This is a genomic window from Psychrobacter sp. PG1, from assembly GCF_014897815.1.
In the GTDB taxonomy this organism is placed as follows: domain Bacteria; phylum Pseudomonadota; class Gammaproteobacteria; order Pseudomonadales; family Moraxellaceae; genus Psychrobacter.
In genome coordinates this window covers 166,269-186,633 of record NZ_JABUZG010000048.1, presented here as the reverse complement: position 1 = coordinate 186,633, position 20,365 = coordinate 166,269, and the positions used below count along the sequence as shown (strand labels likewise).

The window sequence follows — 20,365 nt, the reverse complement described above, 5'->3', positions numbered from 1 at the left end:
CCCAATCAAATATTTGATTGGGGCGTCCTTTTTGCTTTTATCCATCTTAACTTTATTCAGCGTTAGCTTTATTGGCTTCCTCTGCTTGGCGACGTACTTCGATTTTAGCGGCTTTGCGTTTCTCAATCACATCAATCACATCACTACCAATATGCGCTTCGCCACGTTTCTTTGCCAGCTGCATTTGATGCTCACGTTCGCGAAATCTGGCTTTTTGCTCATCCGTTGCTTTATCAATACAATGCGGGCAAGACTCGCCTTTGATGTAAGCAAGGCTTTGCATGTCATCGACAGTAATGGGCATACGGCAGGCGAAGCATTGCTCATAGCTGCCTTTTTCTAAGTTATGATTGACCGACACGCGGTTATCAAAAACGAAGCAATCGCCTTGCCACATAGAGTCGCTGGCTGGAATTTCTTCTAGATATTTTAAGATGCCGCCCTCTAAATGATACACCTCTTCAAATCCTTGCTCGCGCATATAAGCAGTAGACTTCTCACAGCGTATACCACCAGTACAGAACATCGCGACTTTTTTATGTTTGGCTGGATCCATCTCTTTTGCGACGTATTCTGGGAACTCGCGGAACGTTTCGGTATTTGGATTGACGGCATTTTGGAACGTACCGATTTTAACTTCATAATCATTACGGGTGTCGATAAGAATGACGTCAGGATCTGAGATTAACGCATTCCATTCGCTTGGTTTTACATAGCGTCCAACTGATTGCAATGGGTCGATATTTTCAACGCCCATGGTAACGATTTCTTTTTTGAGCTTCACTTTGGTACGATAAAAAGGCTGAGCATCGGTATAAGATTCTTTAAAGGTAAAGCTGCCAATCGCTTCGATACTGCGCAGATACTCAAGGACGTTATCAATACCTTGGCGTGTGCCAGAAATCGTACCATTAATGCCTTCATTAGCAATCAATAACGTGCCTTTGACATCATTATCGAGCATGTTATTTAAAATTGGCTCGCGGTATTGCTCAAAGTCAGCAAAACGCGTGAACTTATATAGAGCGGCAACGACGATGTTATTGGTGACGCTATCGTAGGCTGGGGCTGATTTGTTGTCGGTGACAGTGCTGTTTTGGATATTGCTAGCTGTATTATGGTCTTGAATGGTACTCATATTTTTCTCCTGCTGGCTAGGTCGCAAACCTAGTGCATTGGGTTTAAGGTGCTTTTTAAAATTAACGGTTGAAATTAATTGGTAATGCTATAACACTAGCACGATTGTGGAATTGGCTAATGCGGGCGTAGTGTAGCAAATTTTAGGGAAGTTTTGAATACTTTAATAGCGAATGGTATCGCTAAAGCAATGCCGACTCACTAAAGAAATCTTATCTGAGTGATTATCAATTTTAGGCATTTATCCGATGAGTAGAGCTTGCTATAGTAGACGTTTGCTCATCGTTTGGTTCTATTTATTTCATTATTAAGGCGCTCGTATGTCTCTGTTTCAATCTATCGTCATCGAAAAGTATGTCCGCGAACTTGATAGCACTCAGCTAGAGACGGCTTGGCAGACTTATAGCCATTGTTTTCTAGACCTATCAAAGCAGGACAACATCCGCCTAAGTAAAGAAAAAGATTATCAAGAAAGTTGTTTGTTGGGTTTCAGTAAAGTATTAATAAATTAGTACTCTACTGAAGTGTGTGTATAATTGATGCTTCAAATTTACTAGAAATACCATGTAGGAAACTATGGACAATAAAAGTGAACAAGAACTATTGGATATAATAGCCAAATATTTTCAAGAAAAGATATTCGACAATCATAGAATAAATGTGATCAAAACACATTCAAAGCTAAAGTCGTATAAGATAAATCCAATTCTTGTTAAGTACTTATCTAAGATTTTAGAAGATGATTTCACACCTCTTGGTATAGCTAAAGCCTTATATTATCCACGGGTTTTAGGAACTTCAATAAACACATCTTTCGGGACTCGTATTCAGAATATGTTTGTGGAATTGGATTTAGCCCAAGGTTCATTAATAAAAGGCATGGATATTGAGTTTGAAGATAAAGTTGATGGTCGGAAGAAATGGTGTCAATTAAAATCAGGACCAAACACCATAAATTCAGAGGATGTCAATCCACTTCTAGCTAAATTTACAACAGTAACAAATCTAGCTAGAACCAATGCCATAAATCTAAATAACTCAGATTTGATACTAGGTGTTTTATACGGCGATGAAAGCCAATTAAGTCAACACTATAAGGAAATTGATAAGCAGTTTCCTGTTGTTATTGGCAATGAGTTTTGGCATAGACTGACAGGGTACTCTGGATTTTACGAAAAGCTGGTTGGGAAATTGGATAATATGATTCTTAATATGTACTCACATGATTTCTTTAAACAAGGCTATATAGCATTGGCAAAAGAAATTGAAGAATCCTCACTGTTTGATTTCTCATAATAAGCATTTAAAAATTTCACTAAAGAGTATCCGACTTCCTTACCTAGATTGCAAGGGACGGCATTACCAATTTGTTTATATTGTTGAGAGGTTGAACCAATAAATTTCCAATCATCGGGGAAGGTTTGGATGCGTGCGTACTCTCTCACTGTAAACGGACGAGTTTCATCAGGATGACAACGTTCAGTTTGTTTCTGAGCAGGGCTACAAGTCAGAGTAAGGCTAGGCTCATCCCATCCTATCCGTCTAGCCATTCCAGTTTTACCGCCACCTAAATAAAAGCTTTTACCCATATATTCCTTTTGAATATCGAGAGGTAAATCCCGCCAATAGCCTTTAGGTGGTACTAAGTCAAGAACTTCTTTTTTATGTATGGGGTATTTTGCACCATCTGATTTCGGAACGTCTGTTTGATATAGCATCCCTTTTTTTAGAGCATCTCTCAAATTATAAACTCTATTTGATGGTTTGGGGTATTGATAATTTATATCAATGTCTTTACGTATACCAATAATAAATAAGCGTTCTCGCTTTTGAGGTACATTATAGTGAATAGCTTTTAATACCTGCACTGGAACAACTCGATATCCAATTTCATCAAGAACGGAAATCATACCTTCTAAAGTTTTACCCTTTTCATGCGACATTAAACCTCTGACATTTTCCCCAACACAAATTAATGGTCGAACCTCATTAACTGCTCGTGCAAAATCATAAAATAATGTACCACGTGTATCTTCAAGCCCAAGCTTTCTACCTGCATAGCTAAAAGCCTGACAAGGAAAACCACCTGTCACGATATCGACTTGGCCTTTGTATTCTGAAAAGTCGAACGACTTAATATCACCTTCTAGTACGTTCCAGTTAGGACGGTTGTGTCGTAACGTTTGACAAGCCCATTTATCTATTTCATTGAGTGCTACACATTCAATGCCAGACTGCTCAAGTCCTAAGGCGAGTCCACCTGCACCTGCAAACAATTCAAGAACAGTATATTTTTTATGAGGTTTGACAAAGTTAATTATTGGATCGGTTAACAAAGTAGGCTGTAAAATAGCGTTGATATCCTTTTTTCTATAAACTCGATAATTACTTATGGGTTCGCGAAAGGCAGTTAACTTACCTTTATTATCCCATCTACGTAGAGTTTGTTTGCATTTTCCAAGAATAATGGAAGCTTCGGCAATAGTATAAAATTTTCTCATTGAAACATTATACATGGTTATACAATGGTTACATAATATCTAATGCATTAAATTATCTTTTTACTCTCTAGTGCTTTCATGCTATTTCCAAAAATTAGAGTAATGTGAGAAACTTGAGCACACACTACATATATTATGCTTAGCAATTTTGACTAAGCTAATCTTACTTTTTGGGTTTGGGGCTATACGAGTATCTACTCATTGAGAATATAAGCCTTTAAATTCATGATTAGTCTACGTCAAAGAATGTATGGGTAATTCTCTATAAAAAAAAGTAAAATGTGAGCGAAACAGACAACAAAAAATCCAGCTCAAAGGCTGGATTTTTATTTTTAAAATAAAACTGTATATTGCTAGATTTACTTACTCTGGAACCAAGTATCGGCTTTGCTACGAGCGCTAGCGATGTCTGAGCTTGATAAGTTCAATGCCAATTGTCCAATTTTACCGCGTGCTTTATTACGTACTTTTTCATCAAGCATACCATCACGGGCAGCCAAATCGTACCATTTATAAGCATCGACTAGATTTTTTTGCTTTTCATCGAGCAATGCAAGGGTATAACTGGCACGGTTATCGCCACGCATAGCGGCTTTTTCTAACCAAACTTTCGCTTGTTGCAAGTTAGGCTGAACACCTTCACCGCGCAAGTACATGATGGCAAGATTCAACTGAGCAGGGGCAACGCCTTGCTGAGCCGCTTTGGTATACCACTGAATAGCTTGTTGGGTATTCTTTGCAATACCTTCACCTTTCTGTAAGCGCTTGGCTAAATAAAACTGAGCGTGATCGTTACCTTGGGCAGCGCGGTTAGACAGCTCACTGATTGGCATTAGCTCAAAACGTGACGTATCAAGTGGCACGTTTGATATTAACTCAGCGTTTGCTAGACCTGCACAAGAAAATAAGGCAGTAAACAACGCAGCTTTTAATAATTTCATAGCAGCTCCAAAATTAGGCAGTTAATAAGCAAAAAAAAGTTGCACCGCTAAAAGGATTTAGACGGCGATAACAATTAGGTGAAATCTTGCGATACCAACTTACCTAATCATTAGCAATATAATTAATCGATGTGGTGTGGCAAATGCCTTTAGTCGAACCGATAAACGGTCAGAATCAGGGTGCGATTGACACTATTTTGCTAGCTTAACACCCAAACTTACGAAACTCAAATACTAATTACATGATTTAATGCTTATTCATACCTCATTGTCCTCAATAAAATCATAGAGTTACTTAAGCGTAAGAATAAATTAACCAGCTATTAAGGTTAAAATTTGTATTTATGAGCCGTGCTACCGCTTTCAATCGATGCTAGGGCGTATCTTCAATTCAATTGATTATCCTCTAAATGGACAAAAATGGCTAAATTTTACCAAACATCGTCAAATAGCTTAGCAATATCTCGATATTATTTGCGCTACTTGCCTTATTTGACAGCAATTTATCTCATTTTTATCACCATTTTTAAAATGAAGACACGCCTCAAGTAGATAAATCTATTATTCAGGTTTTTGTTTGGTGACACGATAGATAGCGACGTCTGCCAATAGGTTGGGTGCTTGGCGTATCAATGCTTTCATAAGTGGCGTATGACCTTTTTCAGAATCGCTGACGGCAAAGCGGTTGACGATATGAATATCATGCTGGGCGCAAAGCTGCTCAAAATCCTTAAACGTACACAGATGAATGTTTGGGGTGTTATACCACTCATAAGGCAATGCCTCTGAGACAGGCATCATCCCTTTAAGCCCTAAATGAATGCGGTTTTGCCAATGAGCAAAATTGGGGAAGGTGATAACGGCTTCGCGGGCAACGCGTAGCATGTCAAGTAAGAGCACATCAGGTGATTTGACCGCTTGCAGCGCCCGTGCCATGACGACGGTGTCAAAACTGTTATCAGCAAAACGTGCCAGACCATCATTCAAGTCTTGCTCGATGATAGATAAGCCTTTGGCGATACCATCGTTGATTTTTTCTTCGTCAATCTCAAGTCCGTAGCCAGTGACGCCGCGATTTTGTTGTAAATGCGCGAGTAACTCACCATTGCCGCAGCCCAAGTCCAGTACATGTGAGTGCGGCGCAATCCAGCGCTCAGCCAATTGATGATCCATTCTCATGAGCGTGCTCCTGATTTTTGCTGGCTGCTTTGATTTGTGATTTTTGCTGGCTGCTTTGATTTGCTATCGGTGATAAATGGCGCAGTCAAAAATCCTCGGACGGCACCCATGTAACGGGGAATATCAAATAAGAAAGAATCATGACCATGCGGCGCATCGACATTGATATAGTTGACGGGTTTGCCAGTCGCCATTAGTGCATCGACAATCTCTTGTGAGCGCTCCGGTGCAAAGCGCCAATCCGTGGTAAATGAGACCACTAGGTATTGGCATTGCGTATGGGCAAAGGCGGCTTTGAGCGCAGACAACTCTTGCTGGCGATTCTGTTCACTCTCATCTATTGTTGCCACTGTATCTTCTAACGCAGGTTGCATGCTTTGTTTACTAGATTCGACTGATGTGGCGATTGAGTCCTCAAGTTGTGCTGCTGATTCTGTAGCATCTGTTGCCATGGCTGATGGATAATCACGTGTTGGATCAAAATAATCCAAAGCTTTGGTCATGAGCAAATAAGTATTGGCATCGAAATTTTCGCTAAAGCGCTCGCCTTGATAGCGTAAATAGCTCTCCACTTGGAACTCAACATCGTAGCCATACATAAATTTGCCAGACTTTAAATCACGACCAAATTTCGCCTTCATCGCATCATCGGTCAAATAGGTGATATGCCCAACCATCCGAGCCAATATTAGCCCGCGACGAGGGTAGGTGCCTGCTTGTAAATAGCGTCCGTCTTTAAAATCAGGGTCGGACAATATCGACTGCCGTGCCACTTCGTTAAAAGCGATATTCTGTGCTGAGAGCTTTGGCGTGCTGGCAATGACCACGCAGCGTTTTAACCGATTTGGATAATCAACTGACCATTGCAGCGCCTGCATACCACCCATTGAGCCACCAACAATGGCATGCCAAACGTCAATACCGAGACGATCTGACAGCATCGCTTGGGTTTTTACCCAGTCCTTAATAGTGACGAGCGGAAAGTCAGGACCATAAACTTGCGGCTCACTGGCTGGATTGTTTTTGTCTAAACTGTTTTTGTTTACATTATTCTGGTCTGAATCGATACTGTCAGGATTAATGGTCGTTGGACCAGTAGAGCCGAAACAGCTGCCGATGTTGTTGACACATACGACATAAAACCGATTGGTGTCGATCGCTTTATTAGGGCCAATCATATTGTCCCACCAGCCGGCTTTTTTATCATCAGCACTATGAAAACCGGCTGCGTGATGACTGCCGGATAGGGCGTGGCAAATGAGTACCGCGTTTGATTTGTCATTATTTAGCGTGCCATAAGTTTCGATGATTAAATCAAACGATGGCAAAGTACGATTACATTCTAACGTCAACGGCTCAGCGAAATGAAAAATCTGAGGCGTGATAATTCCGACTGAACCGACTGAGTCCACAGGATTAACTAAGCTCGCCGAATGAAGCGTATCTGTCGGGGACTGGTCACTGGTATTATTAGGGCGTGCGTTCAAAGCTACCTCGCAAGACAACAATCATCAATAAAATAAAAAGGGCAAACTGTCGATAGGCAGTGTTGCCAATACTGCTTTGCCGACACTGTTTTCTAAATGTTTTTCTTACAATGTGCTTGCCTATTGTATGGTGATGCGCGTAGGAGTACAACCGTCGAGCGAGTCTTTTGAGCATAGTCTTTTAAGCATGGTTGTTAGGGACGATGGGTGGTAGGTAGAGAAGAGTTAGGGTGAATCAATGATTGATGACTGTCAATAAATAGCAACTAAGTATCAAATTGTATAAGGGTGCTTTTACCATGCGTTATTAATGGATAAAATGCTACACTAACAAAGCATTCAATCAACCATGACTTAATAATCTTTTATCGCATATTCTTCTTTAATTAACCTAATAATAAAATAGTGCTGCTATGAAACCTGAACTGCCTCCCCGTATTGCCGTCCTATTAGTGAACCTAGGTACGCCAGATGAGCCAACAGCGCCAGCTGTCCGTCGTTACTTAAAACAGTTTTTGTCTGACCCACGAGTAATCGAGATTCCGAAATTCTTGTGGGCGATTATTCTCAATTTGTTTGTATTGCCAAGCCGCCCTAAACGTGTGGCAAAAGCCTATGCCAGTATTTGGGAAGGCGACTCACCGATTCGTAAGATACTAAAGAGCCAAGTGGAGCTATTGGAACCACGGCTTGCAAACAGTGCCGCGCCATTTCGGGTTTCTGTCCATCCGGCGATGAGCTATGGCAATCCTGGTTTACCTGATGTGATGGATACCTTACGCGGTGAAGGCGTTGATCACTTTGTTATCTTGCCATTATTTCCACAGTATTCCGCTTCCTCTGGTGGTGCTGTTTATGATGCGTTGACAAAGTGGACGCTCAAGCAGCGTAATTTGCCGAACTATACTATTGTCAAAGATTACTTTGCGCATCCGCTGTACATTCAAGCATTGGCTGATTCGATTCGCCGATTTCAGGCAGAGCATGGCAAGCCTGACAAGCTGATGTTTAGCTTCCACGGTATCCCGCAGCCTTATGCTGATAAAGGTGATCCGTATCCTAAGCGTTGTAAATGTACTGCCGCACAAGTGGCTCACGCGCTTGGTCTAAAAGATGACGAATGGATTATCAGTTTTCAATCACGCTTTGGCAAGCAAGAATGGGTCAAGCCCTATACCGACGTGGTACTAGAAGAGTGGGGCAAGTCAGGTGTGCGCTCGGTACAAGTCATTAGTCCGGCTTTTTCTGCTGATTGTCTGGAAACGCTAGAAGAGCTGGCCATCGAAAATCGTGAAAACTTTCTCCACGCGGGTGGACAAGAATATCACTATATTCCCGCATTGAACTTGGATGAGGCGCACATTGATTTTCTCGAAGCGCTTAGTGCGCCATTGGTCAAAGGCTGGGCGGGAACGCTAGATGGTTGGGCTTGATTAATTGAATTTGTAAGTTATAAAAAAATACCGGACATCATGTTCGGTATTTTTTTGACTAAATGATTTTAATGAATTTGATTAAAATAGAATAAAGTTGGGATTTTTGGTGACTGATATGTAAAACTATGCCAAATAAACTTTTGTTTCATTGTCATTGTTAGTTTCACATTTGCTTAACTTTATTTTTGAGGATAAATATGTGCAGCTCCAATTATTCACAACCTTCTGTGTCTCTACAAAAACCTAACGGTCAACCACCGAACTTACCGCCCACTGACGAGTATGGCGGCCTATTACCACAGTTATTGGTAGAACCTCGAATGTGCCAAGCAGGGTGGGGTATAAGTTGGATTACCAAAGCATTTGCAATATTTAAAGATCAATTTTTATTATGGTTAGCTATTGGTGTTGTTTATTTAATCATTGCTATGATTGGTAGTAGCGTACCCGTGATAAATTTCATTTTCCCTTTTCTTTCCTTTGTGTTTGTTGGTGGAATAATAAAAGGTTGTGCCGATCAAGCTGTAGGTAACGAGCTGAGGTTTGACCATCTTTTTTCAGCCTTTTATACGCATCTCAAGCCATTAGTTATTTTATTTGTATTGTATTTAGTGGCTGTTATTGTTGCAATGATACCTATGCTGATTATATTCGGTGGTATGGCTTTGTCTTTAGCTCAGGAGTCAAGTGACGTTGCGATTGCAGGTATGGTATTGAGTGTTTTATTGGTTTTTGTACTATTATTTCCTGTACTTATGGCTATCTGGTTTGCACCTGCTTTAATTGTGCTTCACAACATTGAGCCTGTTCAGGCAATGAAAATGAGTTTTAAAGGGTGTTTAAAAAATATCTTACCATTTTTCGTTTTTTGGTTGATTGCTCCTATAATAATGATATTGATGGTAGTTTTTACACTAGGGCTAGGTATATTAGCACTGCTTCCAATAGGCATGATTACCTACTACACCAGTTACCGAGATGTTTGGACAGATCAGCCATTGTCAGCGCTATAGTTGGTTGCTCAACAGACCCTGATATCAGAAGTACGGTAAGCACAATAAAAAAGCACGCTCGATATAACGGGCGTGCTTTTTTGTTATGAGAGAGCTTTTTTATCATGAAAGAGCTTGGTTAAAAGTCGTCGTCATTGCTACGTTCCGCCGCATCTCTATCAGCGATATCGACAATATCTGGGTAATCGCTGTCATCCAAATTATCATCCACTAATACTTCATCGATTCGCGATTCGTCTATATTTTGATGATGCATGGGTGTCAGCCCTTGAATCGCATCACTGCCGGCTTGCGAGTTGTCAAATCCTGCGCTATTGTCAATGACATCATCATTATCAATGGTATGCAACATAGGGTCAGCCAAATCAATTTCTTGGCTGTTATTATTGACGTCCGTATCACCTTCAATGTGATCCATTGCTTCTGGTAATGGGCTTTTTGAGTGGTCCATTATGGTTTCCTTATTATCGATAGTTATTATTAATGGATGTGACTGATTTTATTTATTAAGATTTATTTATTAAAAGCATTGTGACTTTATTAAAAACATTGTGACGTGTTATGACGCTTGCTAATAGTAGTAAGGTGTCACAGGATGTTCAAAAAATGTAAGACAAGTACAAGATAGACATAAAAGTAGGAAATATACGATGGTATCAAGTAGTAGGTTGTTCGTCACAATATCCTTAATCAGTGCCACAATAGGTTTGACTGCTTGTGAAGGTGTACCTTTTTCTGGTAGCAGCGCCCATAGCAGCTTGGATAATGCTGATTTAAAACAGCCGTTAATTATCGATGCCAAACTGCCAAAAGACACGACAGCCATAGACTGCGCACAATTAACGCCGAAGCAAATAGTTAAGGTAAAAGGTCACAGCGTACTCAGTGCAAGCTGTGATTTGACAGCCAAGTCGATACGCTTTGAGTTGAATGATTCGCACAGTTCTCTCGACTGTCAGGGCGCACTACTCAGTACTCGCGCTGATGATGCGTCAACGGCCAGTGCAATTATGATTAAGCCCAAAACAGATAGCGCTATCGAAGATATTACCGTTGCCAATTGTCATGTGGATGGCTATGGTCATGCGCTACATATTCGCCAATATAGCCAGCCCAATCAGCGTTATGCGCGCGGCTTGATAGACCCTGCTGCCAATCGTGCGCTTGCACCAAGCGATATTCGTGTGATTAATGTGAGTAGTCAAAACAGTATCAATAGTGGCATGTTCGTCGGTGATCATGTGCATGGCGTGAGCTTTGATAAAGTACGTATTCAAAATGCAGGCACCGTTGGATTATATCTGGAATTTGGTAGCCGCGATAATGTGATTCAAAATTCGGTGTTTGTCGGTAATGGTTTCCGTACCTTTAAGCCCAATCGTGAGGCCATTGCCGTGGATTCGTCGAGCAATAACCGTATCGAAAACAATCAATTTATCCATAATGGGGCAGGCAGTATTTTGCTGTATCGCAATTGCTTTGAGCATGCTGATGATCGGGCGCGTGGCAATCACTTTAAGCGTACCGAGTCGAGCCGTGACAATATGATTCGTGGCAATACTTTTAACGACGAGCCAGTCGGGGTTTGGGTAGCGTCAAGACAGTCGCGCAATCTCAAAGGTTTTGAATGCGGTGCTTATTTGCTGAAGCAAACGCCATTTGCCAGCTATCATTTAGACAGCGCTAAGGACAATCAGATCATCGATAATCGATTTGAGCAAGTCGAGCAGGGCATTATCGTAGAGGATGATGGCACGCTAATAGCTAGCAATAAGTTCGCAGCGAACGTGCGTTTACCCATTTATGTCGGTTCTGAAATTCGGGAAGACAGCGCAGCAGGGGCGATAAAAGAGACGGTTATTAAAAACAATATTTTTACTGGTAAAACTGCTGAGCAAGCCATAAAAATTCGTGAGGCAAGCAAAACGGCTACTCATATTGAGCAGCCGTAAGTGTGGTTGTATATTAAATAAGCGTTATCGGTAAACAACAGTATAACGAATAGGTGATGTTGCTATTAAGCACCAACCTTGGTATTGACCCAGCGGATTACAGAATCTGGCGTGACTTGCGAGACTGCTTGAAAGATTTTTGCTGGCATGCCCACAGAGTAATGCGTACTTTTGAGTTTACGATTGGGACTGGTCGTCAATTTAAACAATGTTTTGGCGACATCGTTGACCGTTAGATGGATGCCCAAGCGATCCATACTGGTCACTTCGATGTCAGCAGTCATGTCAGATTTGACCCACAGCGGCATCACATCGATCACCTTGATACCCAATTTTTCGTACTCAATATTAAGGCCTTCTGTGAGACCTCGCACAAAAAACTTACTGGCCGCATAAGTCGCAACTTCGGGTTGACCATAGATAGCAGAAGCAGAGGACACATTGATAATCTTGCCGTCTTTGCTATCAGCCAGATAAGGCGCCAGTTTATGACAGCCAATCAAAACACCTTTACAGTTGACGTCAATTAAAGCCAGTTGCTCATCCAAGTTGGTCGTTGGTAATGCGCCACTGACCAGCACCCCAGCATTATTAATGAGTGCATCAATACCACCGAAATGTTCAATCATTTGATTGATCGCATTGTCCCATGAGTCAGGTTGGGTGACATCCAGCAGACCTGTGATAATACGCTGTTGTTTGACGGCTTTCTTAAAAGATTTGTCTTTAATGGCGCTTTCAAGTGTGGCAGTAGTGGTCGCAAATAACCCAATATTGTGGCCTTTTTCCGCCAGCTTTTTGGCGGTGGCCAAACCGATACCACGTGATGCGCCTGTAATCAATATATTCATAATAAGTGACTTAATCGTTATTAATCATGAGTAAATCGAGGTCATATATTAGAGTGCTTATCCCTCGGGCTTATTATTATAGCCATTCCACTATAATAATATTACTGCGTTAGCCTCGCTTGAAGTATTAAATATACATCTACACTCGGTTGCCTTGTACTATTTTTAAATTGAACCGACTGTAGTATAACAAATTCGTCTAAATGTATTTTGCTAGAGAGTATAACTATTGATGTAGAGCGCATGGTGATTAATATAACGAGTAGTTATCACTGTTAGCAGAGACACTCTGCGTTAGTGTGAAGCCGTTTGACAATGCAGCTCGCTCGTCCCTTCTGCTTGACAGTCGTACTCGTCTAAGTTTAAGCGCCACAAATAAATCAAGGCAATGCCATAAATAGCAGTCTCTGACAGCTCTTCTGTGATGACGCCAAAAGCTTCGGGAATCATAATGGCGTTTTCGCCCATATATTCTAATAATGCCAAGGCGGCGACGCTAAAATACAAAGAAACGGGTACTTTTTTTAATATTGCCCAAAGATAACGCCATGAATAAGCCAATAAACCAACGATCAGCACATAAACGATGGTCAGGACGAGGTCTTCCCACCAGTCATAAGAATGGCTGAACAACACAAAGTCAGTGGGAACCAATAAGTCTGGTAGATAATTTAACTCACGGCGTATCACAGCAAAGAATACCAGCACCGCTGCCAACCAAAAAGCTCGAATCTGTTTAAACGTATTTGCGGCAGAGCTCTGTAGTAAATACTGCACACAACGTAGCAGACAGACGAATAAAATAATAATGCCAGGAATTTCGATGATGCCATCTGAACTCAAAATAAAAATCTCCTGATTTTTTAAAATAAAAAAAGTGAGCACAAAGGCTCACTTTAGACCGAAACTTATTTAATTACAGGTAACGTAATAGACCGCTATTATAACGCCAATGTCAGTGCTATAACGTTATTTAATATAACTAATGAGTCATATGTCATTGTTAATACAAGCAAACAAATGCCCTTTTTTATGCACATTGCTAGCGGCTATTTATACCTATGATGATACAACCAATTCAATAGATGGCAGGGTTAAAATAAGGCTTCCATCCGTAATAATGCTGACGGGTAATGGTCCTTATCCGCTGTTTTATCATTGTAATAATTTAGCTCTGTTTGTACATAAAGCCACTCTCGCCAGACGGGTTGGCGGTAGCTTATAGCAGGGCCATAGCTGTTTAATGTTGATTTGTCATGGTCAAAGTAACCGCCAGTAGAGACACCATAAGCCAGCTGTTTTTCATTGCCCAAGTAGTGTACTTGTCTGAGGTCATTGCTCCAGTCTGTGCTTTCTTCATTGTCTTGATTGCGATAACGGATGGCGGTGCGATTATTGATGAACCGCTCAGGATTTGTGCCATATTGCAGATTTAGCCCGCCTTTTGCATAGTGCTCACTATCGAGTCCATAACGATAGTAACTATCACTAGTGACAGTCCATTTTTTGTTGTCATACCAGTCTTTATCGACGCTCATTTTTACGTATAAGTCATCGAGCGAGCGAACCCCGACATCGATATCTGTTTTGACCCCTAACTGCTGCTCAACCTCATGACTAAAACGTGACCAACGAAGGGCGATAGAACCATTGTCTTCTCGCGTTTTTCTCCTGTTGACGAGTCCATCTTGGTTACTGGTATTTGCTTGGTAGGTATCGCCCGTCACATTCTGTTTTAAGAAAGTATCTTCATCCAAATCCTCATCACCGATAATCAGGCTCAATCTTTTTTCTAACACTGGCAATCGTAAGCGGCCGCGAATCCTAGGTTCAACGCTTATATCACTGCCTGATTGTGGATCGTTGACCCAGCGGGTATCTAGTACAACTCGTAAACTGGCTTTGGCGGGTTTTTTGGGATCCGGTTCGCCGAACCAACCGTCCATTTTGTGTGCCCATTCATGCAGCTGCTCTTGGACCTCTTCACGGCGTTCGTCCGTCCAATTTTGTGCTCCTTGTACTGATGGAGCGGACTGCTCGGCAGATGTTTCGGTAGGTTGAGGTCGATAGCCAAATTGATTGAGGTTTTCATCTCGATTAGAGTTAGCATCATGAGATAACGAAGAAGTGTCAGATTTTAGCGGTTCGACTTTCGGCTCTGTGGTGGGCGTAGTATCCGCCCATGCTTGCGTGCATAAACTTAAGCTGGCAAGTGTGTAAAGGGTAATGGTGTTGAGATTTGCTGGTTTAATCATGGAGAGCTTCAATTACTTTGGGTAGCTAAAAAGGACAAACAAAAGTATTATGCCATAGGTCGTTAAGCACATACATATAGAGGCGCTATTATATGAAAGTTTTAATCATTGTAAGCTTGTTTCTGATGGTCTTGCCTTCAGCACATGCTGAAATATCTCTTGATATCAGACAAGCTGTCGAAAAAATTATGAGTGTTTATTACAGTTCAAGCTATGATAAGTTGCGTGGTTGTACCTTATATGACGACGGCTCAGAAATCTATTGCCTTGCTCCTAAGCATTATGAATTTAAAAACATCGAGGGAGTAGATACTTTATATGTATTGGTTTCTGGTGATACGGTGGAAGATGGTGCACGAGTGACACCAGGATTTGGCGGTTTATTCATACTTTATAAATTAGGCAACTCTTGGGTCGTCTCTGCAAGCGAGCCTTACATAAGAAATGGTGGAGCAGGTCAAAGTCAGCTGATAGGTTTCGATTTAAGAGAAGTGGGTGCTGATAGGTACGGTTGGGTAGGTAAGTTTTGTGGCTCCGGTGCAGGTGGTCAAACCAATTGTTCTTGGAGTATGTACGCTGCTATGACAAGTGGTAAAGTCGAAGAAGTGGCAAGATTGGATTTAGATTATTCGTATGAGCTTATGAGTAAACAGTCATATGGTGAAGCTGAAAGTGATGTTAGTATCAATACAGGTGGGGTTATGACTCAAGGCTTTTATCCCTTAAAAGTCACTGTCAATTACGAACACGGTCTTTATGATAACAACTACGAGCCAATACCCTCTAGTCTGGATAAAGGTACAGATAGCTTTATTGTAGAGTTCAACGAGCAGACACAGATGTTTAACTTGCCAGATGATAAAAGTTAAGATGAAAAATTCTTATTATCTTTAGCGGTTACTGTATTTATCTTTGTCTATCGAGTATCACTTCAGGCATCGTGTCAAGATAGCTGCTAACAGCTAAGCGATCACCATTTGAATCAAAATAATAAAAATTATTGCCTTTCAAAAACTTAAAAGTATCTATGTAATAATTATCAATGAAAATAGGCATGTCATACTCCGTAGGGACGATTATTTTATTATCTTTATTTATCATGCCATAACCATTCTCTTTTGCCACGACTGCCAAGCCATTATGAAATGAATCAGCATTCAGATAGTTTAAGGGTACAACAGTCTTTCCACTGCTATCAATATAACCCCACAGTTCATCCTTTCTTACAGGTGCTAGTCCTTCTGAGAAATACCTGATTTCGTCAAACTGATATGGAATAGTAAGTTCGCCAGTATCATTAATAACACCCCATTTACCCTCGTACTCAACAGCCGCCTTACCTTCAGAAAAAGGTCTGACATCATCATATATTATCGGAATAATGACTTGGTTTTTTTTGTTGATGTATCCATGATGTTCATTTTTTTTAACGATGGCGAGTCCATCAGAAAACTCAGCAGTAAAGTTATAACTGAATGGAACGATGATATTGGCTTGTTTATCAATAAAACCATATTTCCCATCTTTCTGAGCACTTGCTAAACCTTCATTGAAGTCACATAGCTCACCCCAACTTACTCCCTTCGACAACTTATATCCTGGCAATAATCCGCATGCTATTACGTAATTGCTTAAAGACAAGCTAAAAGCTAGGATGAGTGTGGTCAATAATTGTTTGATAACGGAATCCTTAGTCATCAACGTCAGCTCCTACGAATTAGATACTATCGATTGGGTATGATATGGGCAATCTAAAGAACAGCCCATATCCTATAAAATAAAAACGTTAGGTCTTGAGCTGTTTTATTCTACAAAAACGCTTAATGCGCCTCATCCCAGTTCTCGCCAGCACCCGTCTCAACTAATAATGGCACAGCAAACCTCACATTCCAGCCCTTTTCGACAGCAGTGGTCGTTAAGACATCTTGCATGGCATCGGTAATCAATTGGCTAATCTCATCTACCTTGTCACTATCCACTTCAAACACCAATTCATCATGGACTTGTAGTAGCATTTTGGCTTGCGCTTTTGGCAGTACTTTATCGACAGCAATCATAGCCAGCTTAATTAGATCTGCCGCTGACCCTTGTAGTGGCGCGTTAATCGCAGCACGTTCAGCGCCTTGCTTGACCATGCGGTTGCTGTGAGTGATATCAGGCGTGTAGAGCTTACGACCTAATATCGTCTCTACATAGCCTTGCTCGTGAGCACTGGCGCGAGTATTGATCATATAGTTTTTGACACCCGGATAGCGATCAAAATACATATCAATATAATCTTGTGCCTCATTGCGACTCATTTGTAGTTGCTTGGCAAGTCCAAAGGCGCTCATACCGTATAGCAGACCAAAATTAATGGCTTTGGCATTACGGCGCTCGGTCGAGGTCACGTCGGCAACATCCTTGCCAAGTACTTCAGCGGCAGTCGCAGCGTGAATATCTAACCCTTCATTAAAGGCGTCAGTTAAGTTTTTATCGCCTGAGAAATGCGCCATGAGACGCAATTCAATTTGTGAATAATCCGCCGCCAAAATAACGCGACCTTCTGGGGCGATAAAGGCCTGACGAATCAAGCGACCAGTCGCGGTACGAATCGGAATATTTTGTAAATTGGGATCAGTCGAAGACAAACGCCCAGTACTGGTCAATGCTTGATGATAGCTGGTATGTACGCGGTCAGTCTCAGAATCTGCGACATTATCAAGCGCATCGGTATAAGTGCTTTTGAGCTTAGATAGACCGCGATATTCTAAGGTGATATCGACCAATGGATGATCGATTTTTGACAGTACGGCTTCACCAGTAGAGTATTGACCCGATTTGGTTTTTTTGCCACCCGGAACGCCGAGTTTTTCAAATAGCATCTCACCGAGCTGCTTAGGTGAGCCGAGGTTAAACTCTTCTCCTGCCACTTCATAAGCGCGTTTTTCTAGCGCGATAATTTCTTCATCGAAGCGCTTTGATAGCTCGTTTAAAAATGGGCGTTTGATTAAGATACCGTTTGCTTCCATTTGACAAAGTATTTCGGCGGTTGGTATCTCTAGCTCGTGTAATAATTTGGCATTATTGGCATCGTTCACCAGCTCAACGCTGAACACCTCAAATAGCTGATAAGTAATGTCAGCATCTTCACAAGCATAGTCGCTAGCAATATCGATGGCGACTTGGTCAAAGGTGACTTGCTTAGCGCCTTTACCAGCGACATCTTCATAGCTGATGGTTTGCATTTGTAGATAATGGCGTGCCAAATCATCCATGCCATGACGAGTGATGGCGGCATTAATTACATAGCTGGCAAGCATGGTATCCATCGCCCAATTATTGGGACGAGCATGAATATTACCCAATAAATCGATATCATAATGGCTGAGAATATGGGCGTCGTACTTTAAATGCTGACCGATTTTACCGATATTTGGGTTTTCTAAAATAGGTTTTAGACGTGTTAAAACGCTATCACGGTCGAGCTGTTTAGCCGTCAGCTCGTCACCCTCTAGCGCATGTGTCAGTGGTATATAATAGCCTTCATGCGCTTGTACCGCAAAAGACAAACCGACGATTTGTGCTTGACGCCAATGGACGCTAGTGGTTTCGGTATCAATGACAAAGTGCGGCGCAGACTCTAATAATTCGACTAGACTCTCAAAAGCTGGTTCGTCGAGCACAGTATGCCACGCTCTATCATGCTGTTTGCTGTCTGGAACATTATCAATACTGCTTGATTGTAGCGATTTAGCGATTTGTGCTTGTGATTCTGCATCTGCTTGGCTACTTGCAACACTTTGTACGCCGTTCCCATTAGCATTGGCTGGATGGTTTGGGTGGTCAAGAGAAGCAAGCTCATTTCTAAACTCAAGCTCGCTATATAGCTCGCGCAGTTCATCTATATGAGCACAAGGATTGGTATCGATTTTCAAATCATTCCAGTCTTGACCGATATCTAAGTCTGTGACGATAGTGGCCAGTTTGGCATTGAATGGAATTTCCTCTGCATGCTCAATCAAGCCTTTAGCGCCGCGTCCTTTAATAAAACCGATGTGCTTTAACATATTGTCGATATCACCGTATTCAACGAGCAAGTCTTTCGCCGTCTTTTTACCGATACCGGGCACGCCTTTAATACCGTCAGAAGCATCACCCATCAAGGTCAAAAAATCAATCATTTGGTTTGGATTAATACCGAATTTTTCGATGACCGCTTGGGTATCTGTCACTTTACCCGTGAAGCTATCTTCCAATATGACACAGTCATTAACCAGTTGCATCATGTCTTTATCGCCGGTTGAGATAACCACATGATGACCTTGCTCGACCGCACGGTGCGCCAGTGTGCCTATAATGTCATCTGCTTCTGCACCTTCGATGCGTAACAGTGGAATGCCCAAAGCGGTTACCAAGCGATGGATATAAGGAATTTGCTCCACCAGCTCTATGTCGATGGGTGGACGCGCCGCCTTATAGTCAGCAGACATATGATGGCGAAAAGTAGGTGACTTGGTATCAAAACAGACCGCCATGTGAGTAGGATGATATCGACGCATCAGTTTTAGTAGCGCATTGAGCGTGCCACGGATGGCATTCGTTATTAGCCCCTGCGAGTTTTGCATAGTCTTTGGCAAGGCGTGATAAGTGCGAAACAGATAATAAGAGCCATCAACCAAAATAAAAGGTGGCTGGTTTTTGTCCACGTGACTGGTGTCCATAGTCGCTACGTTGGGCATGGTATCAAAATTTGGTAAGGCTTTAGGGTCAAGCGCTTGATGTGAGTTGTGGTTATTGTCTGCGGAGGATTCGGTCATATGGTCAGTCATAAAAGTCACTTATTATTAGGTATCAGATAGAGTAAATATCAGATAAAACGATGCTTCCATTATAACGATAAAATCAGACCTTGCCGAACTTCTCGATAGTTATGATATTTCTACTGCTGACAGACGCTCATAAAAAAAGAACCCAGTATTTACTGAGTTCTCTTATAGATAAAGCCGACATTGTTATTGTTAAAAATCTATCTCACTTCTGAAGTCACTTCACTATCGATATTACCGTGAGTCGCTTTAGAATATGGGCAGACTTTATTGGCTTTTTCGACCAACTTTTGGAACTCATCCGCTGATAGCTCTGTGTTTTCAGCAGTGACATGAATTTTCACGGCTAATTGAAAATCTAAGCCTTCACCTTTCATTAAATCTACGGATACTTCAGTGGTAGAGTCAAACTTTGCTTTTTCTGCCCCTTTGACCGCAGCAAGTGCGCCATCAAAGCAAGCGGCATAGCCCATCGCAAATAACTGTTCTGGATTATTACCGTCCTTACTGGAACCCGGCGCGACCATATTAATCGTCAAATCACTGTCTTGCAGACTGGCATTACCTGTACGACCGCCAGTAACTGTTGCTTTGGTGGAATATAGTGTTTTCATAACATATCCTTTGTTGTGAGTTTTTATGTTTAAGCAATAAATTTTGATAGGGATTCAGCATAACAAACCAGTGCATGAGCAATATAGGTCAGTCGTAAGTATATACTGTGGATTTGTAAGTGAACTGTTAGTAGAATCTTTAGCTGCATTTAACTATCGCAAGAAAAGCTTAATCGCTATAAGTAACAGAA

At 41.5% G+C, this 20,365-nt stretch carries 18 protein-coding genes; 6 read left to right on the top strand and 12 right to left on the bottom strand.

The window, feature by feature from the left end:
• Positions 1-52: 52 nt before the first annotated feature.
• A complete protein-coding gene (locus INT03_RS05265) occupies positions 53-1,138 on the bottom strand; it encodes a rhodanese-related sulfurtransferase (protein WP_226950366.1) in 1,086 nt (361 codons plus the stop codon).
• Positions 1,139-1,457: 319 nt separating this feature from the next.
• Between INT03_RS05265 and INT03_RS05260 the strand changes: the two genes are divergently transcribed.
• Entirely contained in the window at positions 1,458-1,649 is a 192-nt protein-coding gene (locus INT03_RS05260; protein ID WP_193007888.1) for a hypothetical protein, read from the top strand.
• A 64-nt stretch (positions 1,650-1,713) separates the two neighbouring features.
• Positions 1,714-2,433: a PmeII family type II restriction endonuclease gene (locus INT03_RS05255; RefSeq protein WP_045453744.1), complete on the top strand. Its 720-nt coding sequence runs from the start codon at positions 1,714-1,716 to the stop codon at positions 2,431-2,433.
• Here the strand turns inward: INT03_RS05255 and dcm are convergent.
• The 4 genes from dcm to metX form a co-directional block, all read right to left on the bottom strand.
• A complete protein-coding gene (dcm, locus tag INT03_RS05250) occupies positions 2,379-3,653 on the bottom strand; it encodes a DNA (cytosine-5-)-methyltransferase (protein ID WP_201605438.1) in 1,275 nt (424 codons plus the stop codon). The genes INT03_RS05255 and dcm overlap by 55 nt on opposite strands.
• Positions 3,654-3,997: 344 nt before the next feature.
• The gene (locus tag INT03_RS05245) at positions 3,998-4,579 is read right to left on the bottom strand and encodes a tetratricopeptide repeat protein (protein WP_193007887.1); all 582 of its coding nucleotides are present in this window, start codon (positions 4,577-4,579) and stop codon (positions 3,998-4,000) included.
• A 561-nt stretch (positions 4,580-5,140) separates the two neighbouring features.
• A complete protein-coding gene (gene metW / locus INT03_RS05240) occupies positions 5,141-5,758 on the bottom strand; it encodes a methionine biosynthesis protein MetW (RefSeq protein ID WP_045443684.1) in 618 nt (205 codons plus the stop codon).
• Entirely contained in the window at positions 5,755-7,170 is a 1,416-nt protein-coding gene (gene metX, locus INT03_RS05235) for a homoserine O-acetyltransferase MetX (RefSeq protein WP_193007900.1), read from the bottom strand. Before metX ends, metW begins: the two co-directional genes overlap by 4 nt.
• Positions 7,171-7,658: 488 nt before the next feature.
• Here metX and hemH point away from each other — a divergent pair, with 488 nt between their 5' ends.
• Both hemH and INT03_RS05225 read left to right on the top strand, forming a co-directional pair.
• Complete coding sequence (hemH, locus tag INT03_RS05230; RefSeq protein ID WP_193007886.1) at positions 7,659-8,678, top strand: ferrochelatase; 1,020 nt, start codon at positions 7,659-7,661, stop codon at positions 8,676-8,678.
• Positions 8,679-9,001: 323 nt separating this feature from the next.
• Positions 9,002-9,694, top strand: coding sequence for a BPSS1780 family membrane protein (locus INT03_RS05225; protein ID WP_193007885.1), 693 nt, complete (start codon positions 9,002-9,004; stop codon positions 9,692-9,694).
• Positions 9,695-9,812: 118 nt separating this feature from the next.
• Here the strand turns inward: INT03_RS05225 and INT03_RS05220 are convergent, their stop codons facing one another.
• A complete protein-coding gene (locus INT03_RS05220) occupies positions 9,813-10,145 on the bottom strand; it encodes a hypothetical protein (RefSeq protein ID WP_055125701.1) in 333 nt (110 codons plus the stop codon).
• 199 nt (positions 10,146-10,344) lie between these two features.
• Between INT03_RS05220 and INT03_RS05215 the strand changes: the two genes are divergently transcribed.
• The gene (locus INT03_RS05215) at positions 10,345-11,646 is read left to right on the top strand and encodes a right-handed parallel beta-helix repeat-containing protein (protein ID WP_193007884.1); all 1,302 of its coding nucleotides are present in this window, start codon (positions 10,345-10,347) and stop codon (positions 11,644-11,646) included.
• Positions 11,647-11,711: 65 nt separating this feature from the next.
• Here INT03_RS05215 and INT03_RS05210 read toward each other — a convergent pair whose 3' ends face one another.
• The 3 genes from INT03_RS05210 to INT03_RS05200 form a co-directional block, all read right to left on the bottom strand.
• A complete protein-coding gene (locus INT03_RS05210) occupies positions 11,712-12,497 on the bottom strand; it encodes an SDR family NAD(P)-dependent oxidoreductase (protein WP_193007883.1) in 786 nt (261 codons plus the stop codon).
• Between the two features lie 294 nt (positions 12,498-12,791).
• Positions 12,792-13,340: a hypothetical protein gene (locus tag INT03_RS05205; protein WP_226950365.1), complete on the bottom strand. Its 549-nt coding sequence runs from the start codon at positions 13,338-13,340 to the stop codon at positions 12,792-12,794.
• 251 nt (positions 13,341-13,591) lie between these two features.
• The gene (locus INT03_RS05200; protein ID WP_193007881.1) at positions 13,592-14,752 is read right to left on the bottom strand and encodes a hypothetical protein; all 1,161 of its coding nucleotides are present in this window, start codon (positions 14,750-14,752) and stop codon (positions 13,592-13,594) included.
• Between the two features lie 92 nt (positions 14,753-14,844).
• Between INT03_RS05200 and INT03_RS05195 the strand changes: the two genes are divergently transcribed.
• Positions 14,845-15,621 carry a hypothetical protein gene (locus tag INT03_RS05195; RefSeq protein WP_193007880.1) on the top strand — a complete coding sequence of 259 codons (777 nt, stop codon included), beginning with the start codon at positions 14,845-14,847 and terminating at the stop codon, positions 15,619-15,621.
• A gap of 37 nt (positions 15,622-15,658) precedes the next feature.
• On the opposite strand, the gene INT03_RS05190 is transcribed toward INT03_RS05195, so the two are convergent.
• The 3 genes from INT03_RS05190 to INT03_RS05180 form a co-directional block, all read right to left on the bottom strand.
• Positions 15,659-16,450 carry a WG repeat-containing protein gene (locus tag INT03_RS05190; protein ID WP_193007879.1) on the bottom strand — a complete coding sequence of 264 codons (792 nt, stop codon included), beginning with the start codon at positions 16,448-16,450 and terminating at the stop codon, positions 15,659-15,661.
• 122 nt (positions 16,451-16,572) lie between these two features.
• The gene (gene polA / locus INT03_RS05185; RefSeq protein WP_413469135.1) at positions 16,573-19,563 is read right to left on the bottom strand and encodes a DNA polymerase I; all 2,991 of its coding nucleotides are present in this window, start codon (positions 19,561-19,563) and stop codon (positions 16,573-16,575) included.
• A 197-nt stretch (positions 19,564-19,760) separates the two neighbouring features.
• Positions 19,761-20,174: an organic hydroperoxide resistance protein gene (locus INT03_RS05180; protein WP_060490459.1), complete on the bottom strand. Its 414-nt coding sequence runs from the start codon at positions 20,172-20,174 to the stop codon at positions 19,761-19,763.
• Between the last annotated feature and the right edge of the window lie 191 nt (positions 20,175-20,365).